Source organism: Nocardiopsis sp. NPDC006832 (assembly GCF_040635885.1).
Classification (GTDB): Bacteria; Actinomycetota; Actinomycetes; order Streptosporangiales; family Streptosporangiaceae; genus Nocardiopsis.
Genome location: NZ_JBEYLC010000050.1, coordinates 19357 through 37695, shown reverse-complemented (window position 1 = coordinate 37695; position 18339 = coordinate 19357). Strand labels below are relative to the sequence as shown.

Annotated in this window: 13 protein-coding genes; 5 read left to right on the top strand and 8 right to left on the bottom strand. The window is 69.7% G+C overall.

The features are described 5' to 3' along the window. The first annotated feature begins 113 nt into the window (after positions 1-113). The 4 genes from ABZ717_RS21465 (at position 114) to ABZ717_RS21450 (ending at position 5452) form a co-directional block, all read left to right on the top strand. The gene (locus ABZ717_RS21465) at positions 114-1037 is read left to right on the top strand and encodes a sugar ABC transporter permease (protein ID WP_358513259.1); all 924 of its coding nucleotides are present in this window, start codon (positions 114-116) and stop codon (positions 1035-1037) included. 3 nt (positions 1038-1040) lie between these two features. Further along, positions 1041-1967 (top strand): carbohydrate ABC transporter permease, encoded by a 927-nt coding sequence (locus tag ABZ717_RS21460; protein WP_358513257.1) that lies wholly within the window; start codon positions 1041-1043, stop codon positions 1965-1967. 30 nt (positions 1968-1997) lie between these two features. Continuing rightward, entirely contained in the window at positions 1998-3326 is a 1329-nt protein-coding gene (locus tag ABZ717_RS21455) for an extracellular solute-binding protein (RefSeq protein ID WP_358513255.1), read from the top strand. A gap of 71 nt (positions 3327-3397) precedes the next feature. Then, on the top strand, positions 3398-5452 hold the full coding sequence (locus ABZ717_RS21450) for a beta-galactosidase (RefSeq protein WP_358513253.1): 2055 nt from the start codon (positions 3398-3400) through the stop codon (positions 5450-5452). Between the two features lie 70 nt (positions 5453-5522). On the opposite strand, the gene ABZ717_RS21445 is transcribed toward ABZ717_RS21450, so the two are convergent. From ABZ717_RS21445 to ABZ717_RS21430, 4 genes are all read right to left on the bottom strand, one after another. Beyond that, on the bottom strand, positions 5523-7496 hold the full coding sequence (locus ABZ717_RS21445) for a serine hydrolase domain-containing protein (protein WP_358513251.1): 1974 nt from the start codon (positions 7494-7496) through the stop codon (positions 5523-5525). 123 nt (positions 7497-7619) lie between these two features. Beyond that, positions 7620-8573 (bottom strand): CPBP family glutamic-type intramembrane protease, encoded by a 954-nt coding sequence (locus ABZ717_RS21440; RefSeq protein WP_358513249.1) that lies wholly within the window; start codon positions 8571-8573, stop codon positions 7620-7622. A 154-nt stretch (positions 8574-8727) separates the two neighbouring features. Continuing rightward, on the bottom strand, positions 8728-10995 hold the full coding sequence (locus ABZ717_RS21435) for an ABC transporter permease (protein WP_358513247.1): 2268 nt from the start codon (positions 10993-10995) through the stop codon (positions 8728-8730). Beyond that, entirely contained in the window at positions 10995-11756 is a 762-nt protein-coding gene (locus ABZ717_RS21430; RefSeq protein WP_358513285.1) for an ABC transporter ATP-binding protein, read from the bottom strand. The genes ABZ717_RS21435 and ABZ717_RS21430 overlap by 1 nt, the downstream gene beginning before the upstream one ends. 267 nt (positions 11757-12023) lie before the next feature. Here ABZ717_RS21430 and ABZ717_RS21425 point away from each other — a divergent pair, with 267 nt between their 5' ends. Next, a complete protein-coding gene (locus tag ABZ717_RS21425; RefSeq protein WP_358513245.1) occupies positions 12024-13763 on the top strand; it encodes a histidine kinase in 1740 nt (579 codons plus the stop codon). Between the two features lie 9 nt (positions 13764-13772). Here ABZ717_RS21425 and ABZ717_RS21420 read toward each other — a convergent pair whose 3' ends face one another. The 4 genes from ABZ717_RS21420 to chvE are packed head-to-tail and all read right to left on the bottom strand — an operon-like array spanning position 13773 to position 18313. Then, the gene (locus ABZ717_RS21420; protein WP_358513243.1) at positions 13773-14378 is read right to left on the bottom strand and encodes a response regulator transcription factor; all 606 of its coding nucleotides are present in this window, start codon (positions 14376-14378) and stop codon (positions 13773-13775) included. A gap of 37 nt (positions 14379-14415) precedes the next feature. Continuing rightward, positions 14416-15612 carry a multiple monosaccharide ABC transporter permease gene (gene mmsB / locus ABZ717_RS21415; RefSeq protein WP_358513283.1) on the bottom strand — a complete coding sequence of 399 codons (1197 nt, stop codon included), beginning with the start codon at positions 15610-15612 and terminating at the stop codon, positions 14416-14418. A gap of 35 nt (positions 15613-15647) precedes the next feature. Beyond that, the gene (locus ABZ717_RS21410; protein WP_358513241.1) at positions 15648-17225 is read right to left on the bottom strand and encodes a sugar ABC transporter ATP-binding protein; all 1578 of its coding nucleotides are present in this window, start codon (positions 17223-17225) and stop codon (positions 15648-15650) included. Continuing rightward, on the bottom strand, positions 17222-18313 hold the full coding sequence (gene chvE, locus ABZ717_RS21405) for a multiple monosaccharide ABC transporter substrate-binding protein (RefSeq protein WP_358513239.1): 1092 nt from the start codon (positions 18311-18313) through the stop codon (positions 17222-17224). The genes ABZ717_RS21410 and chvE overlap by 4 nt, the downstream gene beginning before the upstream one ends. Positions 18314-18339: the final 26 nt, after the last annotated feature.

Sequence of the window (18339 nt, the reverse complement as noted above, 5' to 3'; positions counted from 1 at the left end):
GCAACACTCCCGACACCGAAATGTTTGCGTAAACATCGCTTGGTGCCCACCCCCCGCCCCCAGCACCGGGGCCTGGCCGTGGTCGACACGGAGTGCACGACGAGGGACCCCCCATGACGCCGACGACCGCACCCACCGCACCCTCACCGGACGGGCCACCGGCGCGGAGCCGACCCCGAAGACGCTGGACCGGGTGGGGTTTCCTCGCCCCGTTCATGACCGTCTTCGCGTTGGTCTTCGTGGCACCGATCCTGTACTCGCTCTATCTGAGCGTGTACCGCGACCAATTGGTCGGCGGCACCTCGTTCGTGGGCCTGGAGAACTACCGCGGAGCCCTCACCGATCCGGTGTTCTGGGACTCGGTGTCCAGGGTGACGCTCTTCCTCGCCGTCCAGGTGCCGATCATGCTGTTCCTGGCGCTGCTCCTGGCCCTGGCCCTGGACAGCGGTCGACTCTACGGGCGCGACCTCTTCCGCATCTCGATCTTCCTGCCCTACGCGGTCCCCGCCGTGGTGGCCACCCTGATGTGGGGCTTCATGTACGGCACCCGGTTCGGGCTCGTCGGCAACGCCAACGACCTGCTGGGCGTGACCCTGCCCGACCCGCTCGCCCCCGGCGTTATCCTCGCCTCGATCGGCAACATCGTCACCTGGCAGTTCGTCGGATACAACATGCTCATCCTGTACTCGGCGCTGCGCACGGTGCCGCACAACCTGTACGAGGCGGCCGAGGTCGACGGGGCCGGCCAGCTGCGGGTGATCGCCGCGATCAAGCTCCCCGCCCTGCGCGGGGCCCTGGTGATCGCGGCGATCTTCTCCATCATCGGCAGCTTCCAACTGTTCAACGAACCCAGCATCCTGCAGAGTCTGGCGCCCAACGCCATCACCTCCGGCTACACGCCCAACCTCTACACCTACTCGTTGGCCTTCTCCGGCCAACAGCAGAACTACGCCGCGGCGGTGGCGATCATCATGGGGCTGTTGACCATGGTCATCGCCTACGCGGTCCAGCTGTTCGGCATGCGAAAGGCCGCGTGAACCATGGGCACCCCCACCCCGCTCCGCTCACCCCGGCCCCGGCCCCGGCCCCGTCGCCGCTCCGCGCCCGGCCCGCAGGGATCGCCCCGCCGGCGCCCCAGCGTCGTCCTGACCCTGATCACCGGACTGGCCCTGCTGTACTCCGTGGTGCCCCTGATCTGGTTGCTCATCAACGCCACCAAGGGCCAGGAGTCACTGCTGGACAGCTTCGGACTGTGGTTCGGCTCCGACTTCGCGCTGCTGGACAACATCGCCGCCACGCTCACCTACGACGACGGGGTGTTCGTGCGTTGGCTGCTCAACACCGTGCTCTACGTGGTGCTGGGCGCGGGAGGAGCCACCCTGTTGGCGATGCTCGGCGGCTACGCCCTGGCCAAGTTCGACTTCCCCGGGCGGCGCGCCGTCTTCGCCGTGGTCCTGGGCGCGGCAGCGGTGCCCGGCACCGCCCTGGCCGTGCCCACGTTCTTGATGTTCAGCCAGATGGGCCTGACCAACACCCCCTGGTCGGTCATCGTCCCCTCCTTGATCTCGCCCTTCGGCCTGTACCTGATGTGGGTCTTCGCGGCCCAGGCGGTGCCCACGGAGCTGATGGAGGCGGCGCGCATCGACGGCTCGGGGGAACTCCGCACCTTCTTCACGGTGGCGTTGCCGCTGCTGGCTCCCGGAACCGCCACGGTTCTGCTGTTCACCATGGTGACGACCTGGAACAACTACTTCCTGCCGCTGATCATGATCCGCGACCCCGACTGGTTCCCGCTCACGCTCGGGCTCGACGCCTGGAACGACCAGGCCGCCACCATCGGGGGCGAACCCGTCTTCCACCTGGTCATCACCGGATCGCTGTTGACCATCGTGCCGCTGATCGCCGCCTTCCTGATGCTGCAGCGCTACTGGCGTTCCGGTCTGACCGCCGGAAGCCTCAAGGGCTGAACACACCACCACGACCGAGGAGACCCCCCGATGAACAGCAGAGCACCCCGTGCCGCCGCGGTCGGCGCACTGTGCCTGGCGCTGAGCGCCTGTGGCTCCGGTGACGACACCGCCCCCGACATCACCGCCGAGGACGTCGCGACCGCCTTGGAGGAGGGCGGTGAGATCACCGTCTGGGCTTGGGAACCCACCCTGGAGCGGGTCGCCGAGGACTTCGAGGAGGCCCACCCCGGCGTCACCGTCAACGTGGAGAACGTCGGTACCGGCGACGAGCAGTACACCGCGTTGCAGAACGCGTTGTCCGCCGGGTCGGGGCTGCCCGACGTCGCCCACATCGAGTACTTCGCGCTGGGCCAGTTCACCATCGCCGGACACCTGGTGGACCTGGCCCCGTTGGGGGCCGAGGAACTGGAGGGGTCCTACACGGCCGGACCGTGGGGCGCGGTCCAGGGCGAGGAAGGCGCTATCCACGCCCTGCCCATGGACTCCGGGCCGATCGCCCTGTTCTACAACCAGGACGTCTTCGACGAACTCGACGTGGAGGTCCCCACCACCTGGGAGGAGTACGTCGAAGCGGCCCGGGAACTCACCGAGGCCGACCCCGACGTGCGCATCGCCGCCGACAACGGTGACGCCGGCAGCACCACCACCGGGATCTGGCACGCGGGTGGACAGCCCTACTCGGTGGAGGGCGAGGAGGTCACCATCGACTTCACCGACGAGGGCACCGCCCGCTACGCGGACACCTGGCAGCAGCTCATCGACGAGGACCTGTTGCTACCGGTGACCTCCTGGAGCGACGAGTGGTACCAGGCGTTGGGCGACGGCAGTGTCGCCACCCTGGTCACCGGCGCGTGGATGGGGCTGAACCTGGAGTCCGGGGTCCCCGACGGGGCCGGTTCCTGGAGGGTGGCCCCGCCGCCCGCCTGGGAAGAGGGTGAGACCTCCAGCGCCGAGAGCGGCGGCAGCGCCCTGGCGGTGCCGGTGGGCGCGGAGAACCAGGCGCTCGCCTACGCCTTCATCGAGTACGCCAACGCCGGTGAGGGGATCCAGGCCCGAATCGACCAGGGCGCCTTCCCGGCGACCGTCGCCGACCTGGAATCGGAGGAGTTCCTGGCGATCGAGTCCGAGTACTTCGGTGGCCAGCAGGTCAACCAGGTCTACGCTGACTCCGCGGCCAATGTGCGCGAGGGCTGGGCCTACCTGCCCTACCAGGCCCACGCCAACTCGCTGTTCAACGACACCGTGGGCCAGGCCTACGTCTCCGACACCACCCTCGCCGAGGGGCTGGCCGACTGGCAGGACGTCTCGGCCCGTTACGGCGAGGACCAGGGATTCACCGTCGACACCGGTGACTGACCGGGGCACGACCCCGGTGGGGGCGGCCCCGGCCGTCCCCACCACACCCATGTTCTTCGAAGGGAAACACCATGACCGACGCCGGTTCGCGTGACTGGCCGCGTTGGCCCGACCGGCCCGCCCGCCCCCGATTCGGCTACGGCGCCGACTACAACCCCGAACAGTGGCCCCGCCGGGTGTGGGAGGAGGACCTGCGTCTGATGCGCCGCGCCGGGGTCAACATCGTCACCCTCGGGGTGTTCTCCTGGTCGCGGCTGCGACCGGACCCCCACACCTGGGACTTCGGCTGGCTGGACGAGATCATGGACCGGTTGCACGAGAACGGCGTCGCCGTCGATCTGGCCACCGCCACCGCCTCGCCGCCCGCCTGGTTGGCCACCGCTCACCCCGAGATCCTGCCGGTCACCCGCACCGGTGAGACCGTCTGGCCCGGTGCCCGCCAGCATTGGCGCCCCACGTCACCGGTGTTCCGCCGCCACGCGCTGGAGGTGACCACCGCCCTGGCCGAACGCTACGGTCACCACCCCGCCCTGGCCGCCTGGCACGTGTCCAACGAACTGGGCTGCCACAACGTCCACGATTACTCCGAGGACGCCGCGACCGCCTTCCGGGCCTGGCTGCGGGAGCGTTACACCACGGTCGACGGGCTCAACCACGCCTGGGCCACCGACTTCTGGTCCCAGCGCTACACCGACTGGGGTCAGGTCCTACCGCCCCGGCTGGCCGCCTCGCACGTCAACCCCACCCAACAGCTCGACTTCGCGCGTTTCTCCTCCGACGCGCTGCTCGATCACCTACGGGCGGAAAGCGCTATCCTGCGTCGTATCACTCCCGACATCCCCATCACCACCAACTTCATGGTCATGGGCCACGTCTCGGAGATGAACTACGCCGACTGGGCGCACGAGGTCGACTTCGTCTCCAACGACCACTACGTGCGCCCCGAACCCGGCGGCGCCGACGAACTCTCCTTCTGCGCCAACCTCACCGGCGGCCTGGCACGTGGGCGCCCCTGGTACTTGATGGAGCACTCCACCAGCGCGGTCAACTGGCGCTCGGTCAACCCGCCCAAGGCCCCGGGTGAGATGGCACGCGACTCCCTGCTGCACGTGGCGCACGGCGCCGACGCCGTGTGTTTCTTCCAGTGGCGACAGTCGGCGGCCGGTGCGGAGAAGTACCACTCGGCGATGGTGCCGCACACCGGTGCCGAGAGCCGGGTCTTTCGGGACGTGACCGAACTGGGGCGGGTGTTGGCCGAGGACCTGGCCGAGGTCGCCGGATCGCGGCGGCTGCCAGCTCGGGCCGCCATCGTCTTCGACTGGGAGTCCAGGTGGGCGGTGAGCCGCGACTCGCTGCCCAGTTCGCTGTTGGACGTGCACCGCGAGGCCCTGGACTGGTACACCGCTTTCCTTGAGGTGGGCGTGCGTGTGGACGTGCTGCCCACCGACGCCGACTGGGAGGCCTACGACCTGGTGGTCGCGCCCCTGCTGCACGTGCTGCCCGAGGCCACCGCCGAACGCCTGAAGGAGTACGCCTTGGGCGGTAGGCACCTGGTCACCACCTACTTCTCCGGGATCGTCGACGAGAACGATCACGTCCACCTGGGCGGCTATCCGGGGCCGTTGCGCGACCTGCTGGGTCTTCGGATCGAGGAGTTCGCGCCCCTGCCCGAGGGCGCGAGCGTGGGCCTGGACGACGGTTCCTCGGGAACGGTGTGGTCGGACCGGATCACCGTCACCTCGGCCGAGACCGAGGTCCTGGCCCGTTACGCCGACGGTCCCCTGGCGGGAGGAGCGGCGTTGACCCGTCGCGCGCTGCCCGGCGGTGGTGGCGCCGCCTACGTCTCGACCCGTTTGGACGAGGCCCACCGAGTCGCCCTGCTCGGCCGCCTGTTGGCCGACGCCGGGATCGACGGCGAACTCCCCGAGGGGTTGCGCGGCCGGGTGGAGCTGACCGTGCGTGCCGACGATGACGCCGAGTACCGCTTCCTGACCAATCGCACCGACGAACCCGTCGAACTCCGCGGCCTGTCGGGCGCCCCGTTGACGGGGGTCACCACGTCCGGCGCGGGGACCCACGTCCTGGCACCGCGCGGCATCACCGCGTGGCGCCTGCCCACGGCCTGAGAAAGCGCTGTCCTGAGAAAGCGCTGTCCACGGGAGAGGCTCCCGTGGACAGCGCTTCAAGGTGGCGGACTCAGTAGGAGATGTCGGGGACGAGCAGGTTGAAGGACACGGCGAACCAGGCACAGCCCGCCAGCGCGGCCAGGACCAGCACCCCGCCCGCGCACCGGAGCCACCCGGCCCGGCGACGCACATCGGCCAGGACCACCATCGCGGCGGGGACGACGCCGAGCACGCCCACCGCTTGAGCGACCTGGATCGCCCTCAACGTCAGCGGGGAGACGTCCCGCAGGTCCATGATCGTCATGATGGCCAGGACCCAGCCGGCGCAGGCGGCCATCGTCGCACCCACCGCGACCCGTGTGGCCGCACGCGCCAGGCGTCCGGTTCGGTCCCGCCCGGGCAGGGACAGGTGCCACCGTGTCAGCGCGCCGATCGACCAGGACAGCAGGGCCAGGACCAGTACTCCCACGGAGAGGAACAACACCGGCAGGGCTATCGTCGCCGACCGCTGCGGTTCGACGGGCAGCAGAGCGCCGGCCGGGCCGTGGCCGAGGGCCTCGACCTCGCCCTGTGCCACCCGGGCGGTCAGGATCCGCTGTCCTTCGACCTCGCGCCATACCCAGGGTTCGATCTCCTCGTAGGCGGTGGGACGCCCGGTCTCGGGGCCGGGGGAGACGAGGATGCTCAGGTCCATGCGAACCGTCACCTCGGTCTCCCGGAACACGTCGAGGGCCTTCAGGAAGGTGCTGGGCGTCGACCGCGAACCGTTGTAGGAACCCGCCACCGCGTGGGCGCGCCTCTCCGGGCCCTCGGAGACCTCGCCGCCGGCCGGTAGAGGCTCCTCCTGTTCCTGCTCGGGGAAGTAGCGGTCGGCGAAGCCGAACATGACGGCCTCGCGCAGTTGCAGAGTGGAGGTCTTCTCGTGCCCGCCGCTGTTGAGGCTGATGAAGATCCCGGTGTCGTCCTCCGGGTAGATCTGCATGTGGGTGTGGAAGAAGGACGTGTCCCCACCATGGCCGATGATCCGGTGCCCGTTTCGATCCTCCTCGAAGAAGCCCAGCGTCATCCGGGGACCCTCGGCCAGGCCTCCCAACGTGTCCTCGTCCAGGGCCGGGGCGTGCATGAGGTCGAGGGTCTCCGGTGACAGCACGGAGGGCCCGTCCTCGCCGCCCGCGTCCAGGTGGGCGAGCATGAAGCGGGCCATGTCGGTGGCCGTGGTGGACAGCGAGCCGGCGGGCGCACCCGCCACGATCTCGAAGTCCTGGGGTCTGCCGTCGTCGGTCGCGTAGCCGTGGGAGAGCGATAACGACGGGTCGTCGGGGAGCGGTTGCCTGGTGGTGGAGGAGTCCATTCCCAGTGGGGCGAGCACGTTCTCGTCGACGTACTCCTCGTAGGACACACCGCTGGTCCGTTCGACCACGTATCCGGCCAGGGCGTACCCGTAGTTGGAGTAGGCGGGGACGGTCCCGGGCTCGTAGACCTGTTCGGGAGGAGCGTCGGCGACGGCGGCGCGCAGGTCCGGTTCGGTCCCGTCGGGCAGGACCAGGGCCGCGATGACCTCCTCGTACCCGGCCGTGTGCGTGAGCAGGTGGCGCAGGGTGACGGGCTCGTCGAAGGAGGTGTTCAGGGTGAAGTCGACGTACTCGTTCACGTCGGTGTCCAGGTCGAGCTCACCGGCCTCGACCAGCCGCATCACCGCGGTGGCGGTGAAGGGTTTGGTGACCGATCCCGCCCGGAAGAGGTCCAGGTCGGGGTCGACCGGCGTGGTCACGATGTCGCCGGCCGCCGTCTCCTCGTACTCGTAGCCCACCCCGGTGTCGGAGTTGCCATAACCGCGGCTGGTGAGGATCTCGCCGTCGTGCACCACGCTCACGGCGGCGCCGGCGATGCCCTCCGTCTCCAACGCGGCGGGCACGAGCCCGTCGAGCCAGGCGTTGACGTCCGCCTCGGTCGGTTCACCGTCGGCGGCGGGACCGGTGACCGGGGGAGCGGGGGCGGTCGCGGGCATGGTGGCGCCGCAACCGGTGGTGAGGGCGATGACCACGCCGGCGATGGACGGGAGGAGAAAGGGCGACCGCCCCGCCCGTGAACATCCGGGGGCGGGGCGGGAGGCCGTGTCGCTGAAGATCAAAGAGGTCCTACTCGGGTTCTTTCGGGATCGAGGTCGTCAGGCCTGGACATTCTCCCCGGGCTTCCGGTCGCCCTGGGACGAGGCCGGATCATGCGGAGCCGGGTCCTGGACCGCGGGCACGTACCCGAGCCTGCCCTTGGTGGTGATGAGAAGAACGATGGAGGCCACACCGAAGGCCAGGAGCATGACGTGGGCGGCCGTGTCGCGGGCGTCGATCGAGGGGAACATGGGGCCGTAGGCCATCGACATGAAGTTGTTGACGCCGGCGTGCAGCAGGATGGCGACCGGCAGGCTCTCGCCGGTGCGGTTGAACACCCAGGTCATCACGATGCTGATGGCCACGCAGGAGACCGTGAACTCCAATGGGGAGAGCCAGGTGACCTCCTCCGGGTAGCCGGCCCACTGGGTGAGGAACAGCGGAAGGTGCCACACACCCCAGATCAGACCGAGGATGACGGTGCCCGGCAGTGGACCGAACATGGGCTGCATACGGGGCAGGGCGAAGTCACGCCAGCCCGGCTCCTCGGCGATACCGGTCGTCAGGAACTGCAGGATCAGGCCGGGCAGGAACATGACGAACAGCATGCTCGGCGGCGCCTGGATGCTTCCGCCGGAGAACACGAGGCTGCACACGATCAGTGCGGCCGGGACGCCGAGCAGGGCCAGCGCGTACCAGCGCAGACCGACCCGCCACCTGAACAGACGGCCCACCCACTTGCGGACCCCCTCCCGTCCATCGGCCACGGCTGTGACGAGGAAGGCGGAGAAGATCGGCCCGAGGTAGGCGCCGGGCAGCATCAACAGAAGCTGGCCCGTCATCATGTCGGTGCCCCCGATGTCCTCGATCCCCAGCCCGTGGTTGCCGACGATGTAGGGGACCCAGGCGACCCAGCTCAGGGTGATGCACAGGGTGAAGAAGCTCAGCAGCGGACGGCGCTTGATGAAGGCCCGCCAGGCGGGCAACCGCTCGGGGGGTTGTGGTGCGGTCATGGTCTCTCCTGTGACATGGATGGAAGGGTTCCGTCATCGGGGGATGAGGGGCGGGGCGCCCCGGGACGGAAAGTGGGGCGGGGCGCCCCTGGTATCGGGTCCGGTCATGGACCGGAGGGTGAGGGGGAGCACGGAGAGGTCGCGCGCGGCGGGCTCACCTGGGCCCGGTGAGGGCCTCGGTCGGCGGTGTGCGCAGCGCGATGCGCGCCGGAACGAGCATGGCGGCCAAGGTCACCAGGAGCGTGAACGCCATGATCCCCAGGCCCACGAGCGGCGGTACGTGAGGGATCAGGGTTCCGGCCATGATCGCGCTGAACGGCACGATCGCGATCAGCACGCCGATACCGCCCACCACGAGGGCCAGGCCACCGATGAAGAGCGCTTCCCACCGCAGCATGGCGAGCAGTTGGCGTCGGGTGGTGCCCACCACCCGCAGCAGCGCGAACTCGCGGAGACGCTCACCTGTCGCCATGACCAGGGTGTTGACCACCGCGATCGCAATGTAGGCGCTGATCACACCGAGCAGCAGGTAGTTGACCCAGGCGTTGAGCTCGCGTTCCGACCGCTGGGCGGTCAGACTCTCCTGCCGGTCACTGACGACCGCACCGGCCGAGGAGTCGGCCAGGTCCCGCACCGACGCCGTCTCGGGCCCGCTGAGGAGCACCTGGTGCGCCATCTGCCCCGTGGTGTGCTCACGGGCCAGGTCGAACGGCAACATCACCTCGCCGAAGCCCAGGCCACGGTCGTAGGTGGCCACCACCTCCAGCTCCACCTCGGTGCCGTCGCCCATCCACAGGGGCATCATGTCGCCGACACCCAGGTCTCCGGAGTCGGCGGTGAGTTCGCTCAACGCCACGGTGTCCCCGCTCAGGTCCGCCAGGGACCCGGAGCGCACACCGAGATCGAGATTGCGGTCCAGCCCTTCGACGGTGACGCCCTGCGCGGGGAGAGGAAGCAGCACCATCGGCGACTCCGGGATCTCCGCGGCCATCTCCGCCGGCACCATCGGGGAGTCCGAGACCCCCGAGGGCATCGGTGAGGAGGCGTTGGACAGCACCTGGGTGCGCACGACCTCGGTCACCGCGGGGTCGCCCGAAAGGCCCCGAGCCTGCTCGGCGACGGCGGGGTCCAACCCGGCGTCCCCTTCCGGGGGGAGCAGCACGTGTTCGGCGAGGGTGCCCGCGCTCACCTGTTCCTCCGCCGCGTGCGACTGCGTGGTCTCCACGAGGATCGTGGTGCCGGCGAAGGTCACCAACAGCATCAGCGGCGCGACCGCGCCGGCGCGACGTCGGGTGTTCGTTCGGGTGGCCGCGGCGGCCAGGTACCCGGATACGGGGGATATCCGGGCCGGGATCCAGCCGACCGACCGGTAGGCCCACCGGACGATGAGGGGACCGAACAGCGCGGCCGCGATCACCAGGATCAGCGAGGAGGCCGCGGGCGCCGAGGCGGCGGCCTGCCCGCCCATCTGGCCGATCATGACCAGGGGGACCAGGCCGAAGCCGGCCACGAGCGTTCCGGCGATGATGCGTCCGCGTCCGAGCTCGGGACGTTCCACGGCGGCCTCGCCCAGTGCCTCGACCGGCCGAATGAGGGTCGCCCGACGGGAGGCCGTCCAGCTCGCGAGCAGGGCGACGCCGACCCCGAGGAGGACGGCCGCGACCATCGGGATCGGGCCCACCGTCAGGGAGAAGCCGGGCGGAAGGAAGCCGTTCGCGGTGAGTTGATCGTGCAGCCGGTGCGCGAGGGCGACGCCGGGGGCCACCCCGAGGGCGCCGGCGATGGTGGCGGCCACCAGGATCTCGCCGAGGAGCAGAGAGCGTACCTGCCGGGGTGTGGCGCCGACGGCCCGCAGGAGCGCCAACTCCCGGTGCCGTTGCTGGATCAGGAGACCGAAGGTGCTCGCCACCACGAAGATCGAGATGAGCTGGGCGGTGCCGCCGGCGCTGCCGGCCAGGGCCAGGACCATGTTGCGGGCCTGCTCCTGCTCGGGGAACTCCGCGATGGCGCGGTCGTCCCCGGTGTAGGCGCGCAGCGTGTTCGGGGGCAGAACCTCGGCGACCCGCTCGCCCAGTTCCTCGGGGTCTGCGTCGCCGTGCACCCCGAGCGCGATACCCGAGTCCAGCCATTCGACGTCCGAGACGCCCGGCAGGGCTTGGACCCGCTCCACGGTCTCGTCGTCGACCCGGGCCCGCTCGGACAGTTCGAAGGCGTCCTCGGCCCCGGAGGGGCGCAGCGCGTCGGCGCCGGCCACCACGACCGGGGCCGCGGCGTAGCGCTCGGGTTCCTGGTCGCCGCGGACGCCGGTCTCCAACAGGATGCCGCAGGCGGTCGCCAGGGCCGAGGCGGCGAAGAGGATGAGGAAGGAGGCGGCGAAGCCGACGACGCGGCCGCGCAGCGTGGCGAGTGCGAGCCCGAACATCAGCTCTCCTCGGCCGACGCCATGCGTCGGGTGATGGTGTCGACGGTCGGGTGGGGAAGGATGTCCACGATTCGTCCGTCGACCAGGAACAGGACGACGTCGGCGTAGGAGGCGGCCACCGGGTCGTGGGTGACCATGACGACGGTCTGGTGCGTCTGGTCGACCACGCGGCGCAGCAGGGTCAGCACGTCCGTGGCGGTACGGCTGTCCAGTGCCCCGGTCGGTTCGTCGGCGAACACGACCTCGGGTCGGGCCACCAGCGCCCGGGCGAGCGCGACGCGTTGCTGTTGGCCGCCGGACAGCTGGGCGGGGCGGTGGTCGACCCGGTCGGTCAGGCCCACCCGATCGACCACCTCGCGCAGCCAGTCGGCGTCGGCGCGTTTGCCGGCCAGGCGCAGCGGCAGGGTGATGTTGCCCAGGACGTCCAGGGAGGACAGGAGGTTGAAGGCCTGGAACACGAAGCCGGCGCGCTCGCGGCGCAGTTCGGCGAGCTTGTCCTCGGACAGGCCGGACAGTTCCACGTCCCCGAGGTGGACGGTTCCGGAGCTGGGGGTGTCGAGCCCGGCCGCGCAGTGCAGGAAGGTGCTCTTGCCCGAGCCGGAGGGGCCCATCACGGCGGTGAACCCACCGACGGGCAGGTCGATCGAGACGTCGCGCAGGGCGTGCACGGCGCCGGTGCCCTGGCCGTGGACCTTGCTCACCCCGGACAGGCGTACGGCCCATGGGGGCTTTCCGGCCGGTTCCGCCCCGGGAGGACCGATGCGGCCGTGCTCCGAAGCGCCGACGTTCGGCACCTGTTCCGTACTCACCCGAAAACCCCGCTCTCTCGTTCATGGACGCGCGCACGGGTTCGCTCGGTATGCCGGAATCGACCGGAAAAGCGGGTCTCCGTGGCGCGGTGAAGAGAATTCCGTTTTCGCGGAGTGGTGCCCAGTGTCAGGCGCACCGATCGAGCATGCGTATTGCACGAATGGGAGCAATAGTGCGAAATGGGGCAACGTTGGCCCAGGGCGATAAAGTGACCCTCCGTGGCGATCCTCAGCATCACGCTCCTGGGCCTGGCCCTGCCCTCCTTCCTCGGCCAGCCGACCGTGGCGACCCTGCTGACGCTCGCGCTCCAGTTCGTGCACTGCCTGCCGCAGACCAAACGGATGCGCGGTCTGTGGACCCTCGCGGCCCAGGCGGTGTTGTTCCCCTGGAGCGAGCCGAAGGCCTTCCTGGCCGCCTCCGTGTTGCTGCTCGTCCCGGGGCGCGTGCGCTGGTTCCTCTTCGGGGCCGTGGCCGTCGCGGCGGGAGCGCTCTCGTACACCGACTTCTACGTGGGTGTGAGCGCCGCCGGGAACACCCTGATCCTGGGGTTGATCATCTTCGGCCTGACCCGACTCAACGACCTGTACGTCGAGTTGCACGCGGCTCGCAGGGAACTGGCCGCGGAGTCGGTGGCGGCCGAACGCGAACGGATCTCCCGTGACCTGGACACCGTCCTCGGCACGGCCTTGTCGAAGGTGGTCGGCCTGGTCGCGCGGAGAAACCCCCGGGAGATCCTCGACGTGACCCGTCGGGCGGGCGAACAGGTCCGACGCATCCCCACGACCTCACCGCGGGACGTGCCCCGCGCCGACATGACGCCCAGGCTCGCCCTGCCGATCATCCTCAGCGGACTGGCCATCTGGATGGCCGGAGCCGTGGCCTTCACGGTGGTCGACCCCGCCCCGGACACCATCATCGGCTGCGCCATCGCGTTGGCCGTCGTGGGCCTGTACGTCCATCACCTGCTGCCGCGAAAGGGGGGAGGGCGCCCCCGGTTCCTGGCCTTGACCCTGCCCCTACAGATGGGGCTGGCGCTCCTGCCCCTGATCCACGAAGAGTTCGACCTGGTCCACAGTCTGGTCAGCCTTGTGGTGGCCTCGGCACTGATCACCGTGGTCCACAGGGTGAGTCAGTGGGTCCTGGGCGCCGCCATCGTCCTGACCGAGTTCCTCGTACTCGTGTTGGTCAAACCCGATCCCGTCGGCGTCATCGCGGTCTCCTCGGTCGCCACCGTCTCCGTCGCGGTGATGTTCTACGGCCTGGCGTTGCTCACCAAACTCGTCGCCCAGGTGCACGAGACACGGCGGGCGCTCGCGGCGATCGCCGCGACCAAGGAACGTCGGCGCATCACGGCCGACGTCCACGACCTGCTCGGCTACGGTCTGGCCGCCATCACGGTCAAGGCCGAACTCGCCGCCCGCGACCCCGAACGGGCCGACACCGAGTTCCGGGACATCGAGAGGATGGCCCGGAACGCCCTCACCGACCTTCGGGCCATCCCCTACGAGGACCCCGAGATCTCACTGCACACCGAGGCCGCCTCGGCCCGTGAGACGCTCATCGCCGCGGACGTCGACGTGGAACTCGACATCGACACCGAACTGCTGGACGACCACGTCGACACCCTGCTGGCCACCGTGCTCCGCGAGGCCATCACCAACGTGCTGCGGCACAGCAAGGCCCACCGGGTCTCCATCCGGGCGACCACCACCCAGGACCAGGTGTGTCTGAGCGTGGTCAACGATGGAGTCCCACCCGACACCGGCGGTGCCCGCGGCGGCCCGCGGGTCGCGTCGTTCGGGGGGAGCGGCGTCACCAACCTCACGGCGCGGGTGACCGTGGCCGGCGGCGCCCTCGACGTCGGAGCCGTCGAGGGCGGCCGCTACCGACTCACCGTGACCCATCCCCTGCGTCAGAGGACGCGCACCGAGGACGAGCCGGCCTCGGCCCGGTCGTGACCCGAGAGCTCAGAGCCAGCCCGCCTCGGTCGCGATGCGCACCGCGTCCAAGCGGTTGCGGGCGTCGAGCTTGGTGACGATCGCCCCGAGGTAGTTGCGCACGGTCCCCCGGGCCAGGTGGAGCCGGGCGGCGATCTCCTTGAGCTCGTCCCCCTCCCCGGCCAGGCGCAGGACCTCCACCTCACGCTCCGTCAGGGGACTTTCCCGGGCCCCGATGGCCGCCACCGCGAGGTCGGGGTCCACGACCCGTTCCCCGGCCGCCACCCGCCGGATCGCCTGGGCCAGATCGGCCGAAGGCGCGTCCTTGAGCATGAACCCCGAGGCTCCGGCCGCCAGAGCCCGGCGTAGGACCTCGGGGCGTGCGAGCTGGGTGAGGATCAGGGTCCGGCAGCCGGGCAGTCGGTCCAGGAGGCGTGCGGCCGCGTCGACCCCGTCGATCCCCGGCATCTGCACGTCCAGGACGGCGACGTCGGGACGGTGTTCGAGCGCCGCGGGCAGCACGTCGCCGCCCGCGCACACGTCCGCGACCACCTCGATGTCGGGCTCCATGCCGATCAGCGCCCGCAACGCCCCCCGGATCATGTGCATGTCCTCGGCCAGGAGAACTCTGATCATGCCACTTCCTCACACCTCGCTCACGAACCCCGACATGCTATGGGTCCCGTGGAGGTTTGCGGTGCGACCGCAACTTCGGCATGATCGGCGCCGCGCCTCCGACGCGGCGCTTGTTGTAGATGTCGAAGGCCACGGCCAGCAACAACACCAGGCCCTTGATGAGCTGCTGCCAGTCCACGCCCAGCCCGATCAGCGACATCCCGTTGTTGAGCACGCCCATGACCAGGGCACCGATCACCGCGCCGACGACGCTGCCCACCCCACCGGCCGCGGAGGCACCGCCGATGAAGGCCGCCGCGATGGCGTCCAGCTCGAACATGGTGCCCGCGCCGGGGGTCGCGGCGTTCAGACGTCCGGTGAAGACCAGCCCGGCCAGCGCCGAGAGCACCCCCATGTTCACGAACACCCAGAACGTGGTCCGTTTGGTGCGGATCCCGGAGAGCGCGGCGGCCCGCTCGCTGCCGCCCACGGCGTACACGCGCCGACCCATGGTGGTGGAGCGCATCACGAACGCGTAGCCCACGATGAGCGCGATCAGCAGTACGCCCACCAGCGGAAGCCCGTTGTGCTCGGCCACCACGTAGGTGAACGCCATGATGGCGGCGACCACCAGCACCGACCCGGTGGCGGTGACCGCGACCGGAGCGACCGGCAGCTCCCGGGCGCGTGAACGGGCCCGCGAGCGCCACTGGATCCACACGATCACGGCGGCCCCGGCCAACCCGAGGAGGAGGGTGGGAAGGTGTGGTCCGTCGCTCCGCCCGGGCAGGAAACCGCTGGCGATCACCCGCAGCGATTGCGGCAACGGGGCGATGGACTCTCCGCCCAGCACCGCGAGCGTGGCGCCGCGGAACACCAGCATCCCTGCCAGGGTGACGATGAACGCCGGAACCCCCACGTAGGCGATCCAAAAGCCCTGCCAGGCGCCGATGAGCGCGCCGAGCAGCAGCGCGGCCGGTACCACCACGACGGTCGGCAGACCCCACGAGTTGAGCATGATCGCGGCCATCGCCCCGGTGAAGGCCACCACCGAGCCGACCGACAGGTCGATGTGTCCGGTGATGATCACCAGCATCATCCCGATCGCCAGGATCAGGATGTAGGAGTTCTGCATGATCAGGTTGGTGACGTTGAGCGGGGTGAGCAGCAGCCCACCGGTGAGGATCTGGAACAGGATGATGATGGCCACCAGGGCGATGGCCATCCCGTACTGGCGGGTGCGTCCCCGCAGCATCTCCCGCAGGCGGGGGAGTGAGGAGGTCGGTCGGTTCACTTCGTTTCCCCGGTTCGGGTCATGAGTCTCATCAGGGTCTCCTGGTCGGCGTCGGCCCCGGGCACCTCGCCGGTGATACGCCCCTCGCACATGGCGTAGACGCGGTCGCACATGCCGAGGAGCTCCGGCAGCTCCGAGGAGATGAGCAGCACACAGGCCCCCTCGGCCGCCAGGCGGCGCACGATCAGGTAGATCTCGTACTTGGCCCCGACGTCGATGCCGCGGGTGGGCTCGTCGAGGATCAGCAGTTCAGGTCGGGTGAACATCCACTTGCCCAGCACGACCTTTTGCTGGTTGCCGCCGCTGAGGGTGCGCACCGTCTGGTCGACCCCGCGGCTGCGCACCCGCATGCGTTCGCTCATCCGTTGGGCCTCCACCGTCTCCAGGCCCGGGTCGATGACGCCCCGGTGGGAGATCCGCCCGAGCGCGGCCATGGTGGTGTTGTGCCGGATGTCGTCGTCCAGGACCAGACCCAGGGACTTGCGGTCCTCGGGCACGTAGGCGACCCCCGCGGCGATCGCGTCGGCGACGTCGCCCATGCGCAGTTCCTCGCCGTCCCGCAGCAGGGAACCTCGGACGTAGCGGCCATAGGAGCGCCCGAACAGGTTCATGGCGAACTCGGTGCGCCCGGCTCCCATCAGTCCGGCCAGTCCCACGACCTCACCGGTCCCGATGTCGAGGTCCGCCCCGTCCACGATGCGCCGTCCGGCCTGGGTGGGGTGGTCCACGGTCCAGTCGCGCACCTCGAAGCGGACCGGGCCGACGGCGCCCTCAGCCGGTGGGTAGCGCTGGTCCAGGTCGCGGCCGACCATGCCGCGGATGACACGGTCCTCGTCGACCGATGGCCGCCCCTGGGCGTCGCGTTCCACCGTCAGGGTCTCCACGGTGCGGCCATCGCGCAGGATGGTGACCTCGTCGCTGACCCGCATCACCTCACCGAGCTTGTGCGAGATCAGCACGCAGGCCACGCCCTGCTCGCGCAGGTCCGACAGCAGCTCCAGCAGGCGGTCGCTCTCGGCCTCGTTGAGCGCGGAGGTCGGCTCGTCCAGCACCAGCAGCCGCACCCGTTTGGCCAGGGCCTTGGCGATCTCCACCAACTGTTGGGCACCGATGCTCAGCGCGGAGACGGGCAGGGCGGGGTTCTCGTCCAGGCCCACGCGCAACAGCAGTTCACGGGCGCGGGCGTGGGTGGCGCCCCAGTCGATGACGCCGAACCGGGTCTCCTCATGGCCCAACAGGACGTTCTCGCTGATGGAGAGTTGGGGGATCAGCGCCAGTTCCTGATGGATGATGGCGATCCCGGCGCGTTCGGCGGCGACCACGTCGGAGAACGCCCGCTGCTCGCCGTCGATCTCCACCGACCCGGTGTAGGAACCGGCCGGGTGCACCCCGCTGAGCACCTTCATCAACGTGGACTTGCCCGCCCCGTTCTCACCCATCAGCGCGTGGACGCTGCCGGGGGCCACCTCCAGGGAGACCCCGTCCAGGGCCCGTACCCCGGGGAACTCCTTGCGGATGTCGCTCATCCGCAGCAGGGGCCCCGGGGAGTCGGGAATGGTGTAAGCGGTGCTCATTCGAGCTCGGACTCCTCGTAGTAGCCGCCCTCGACCAGGACCTCGTGGTAGTTGTCCAGGTCCACCGAGACCGGTTCCAGCAGGAAGGACGGAACGACCTGGACCCCGTTGTCGTAGGACTCGGTGTCGTTGACCGGCACCTCCTCGTCGTTGAGAAGGGCCTCGGTCATGTCCACGGTCTGGGAGGCCAGGGCGCGGGTGTCCTTGAAGACCGTCTGGGTCTGCTCCCCGGCGACGATGGAGCGCACCGACGACAGGTCGGCGTCCTGACCCGTGATGACGGGAAGCGGTTGCTCCTCGGTGCCGTAGCCCACCGCGCGCAGGGACTCGATCACCCCCAGGCTGATGCCGTCGAAGGGCGACAGGACCGCGTGCACCTCCTCGTCGGAGTAGTTGGCGCTGAGCAGGTTGTCCATGCGGGACTGGGCGATGGAACCGTCCCAGCGGGTGGTGGCGATCTGCTCCATGGAGGTCTGGCCGCTCAGGACCTCCAGCGTGCCGTCGTCGATGTGGGGTTGCAGGACCGACATCGCGCCGTCGTTGAAGAAGTAGGCGTTGTTGTCGTCGGGGGAGCCGCCGAACAGCTCGATGTTGAACGGGCCGTCCTCGTTCTCCAGGTCCAGGGTGTCGACGATGTACTGCCCCTGGAGGACGCCGACCTCGAAGTTGTCGAAGGTGGCGTAGTAGTCGACGTGCTCGCTGCCCATGATGAGCCGGTCGTAGGCGATCACCGGGATGTCGCCGTCGGCGGCCATGTCGAGGACGTCGCCCAGGGCCTCACCATCGATGGAGGCGATGACCAGGGCGTCCACGCCTCGGGTGATCATGTTCTCGATCTGGGCGACCTGGTCCTCGACGATGTCCTCGGCGTACTGCAGGTCGGTTCCGTAGCCGCGGTCCTCGAACTCGGCGACCATGTTGTCGCCGTCGTCGATCCAGCGTTCGGAGGATTGGGTGGGCATGGCGATGCCGATGACGCCGTTCTCACCGTCGGGGCGGGCGGCGTCGCCCACACCGTTGCAGGCGGTCAGTAGCAGTGCGACGCCGGAGAGGGAGGCGGCGACGGACAGGAGTGATGGTCGGGGCATCGGGGCCTTCTTCCGTACTCGGTTGG

Bases quoted from the DNA above. Each gene is read 5' to 3' on its own strand.
- ABZ717_RS21465 (WP_358513259.1), top strand. From the start codon at position 114: ATGACGCCGACGACCGCACCCACCGCACCCTCACCGGACGGGCCACCG.
- ABZ717_RS21460 (WP_358513257.1), top strand. From the start codon at position 1,041: ATGGGCACCCCCACCCCGCTCCGCTCACCCCGGCCCCGGCCCCGGCCC.
- ABZ717_RS21455 (WP_358513255.1), top strand. From the start codon at position 1,998: ATGAACAGCAGAGCACCCCGTGCCGCCGCGGTCGGCGCACTGTGCCTG.
- ABZ717_RS21450 (WP_358513253.1), top strand. From the start codon at position 3,398: ATGACCGACGCCGGTTCGCGTGACTGGCCGCGTTGGCCCGACCGGCCC.
- ABZ717_RS21440 (WP_358513249.1), bottom strand. From the start codon at position 8,573: ATGACCGCACCACAACCCCCCGAGCGGTTGCCCGCCTGGCGGGCCTTC.
- ABZ717_RS21435 (WP_358513247.1), bottom strand. From the start codon at position 10,995: ATGTTCGGGCTCGCACTCGCCACGCTGCGCGGCCGCGTCGTCGGCTTC.
- ABZ717_RS21420 (WP_358513243.1), bottom strand. From the start codon at position 14,378: ATGATCAGAGTTCTCCTGGCCGAGGACATGCACATGATCCGGGGGGCG.
- mmsB (WP_358513283.1), bottom strand. From the start codon at position 15,612: ATGCTGCGGGGACGCACCCGCCAGTACGGGATGGCCATCGCCCTGGTG.
- ABZ717_RS21410 (WP_358513241.1), bottom strand. From the start codon at position 17,225: ATGAGCACCGCTTACACCATTCCCGACTCCCCGGGGCCCCTGCTGCGG.
- chvE (WP_358513239.1), bottom strand. From the start codon at position 18,313: ATGCCCCGACCATCACTCCTGTCCGTCGCCGCCTCCCTCTCCGGCGTC.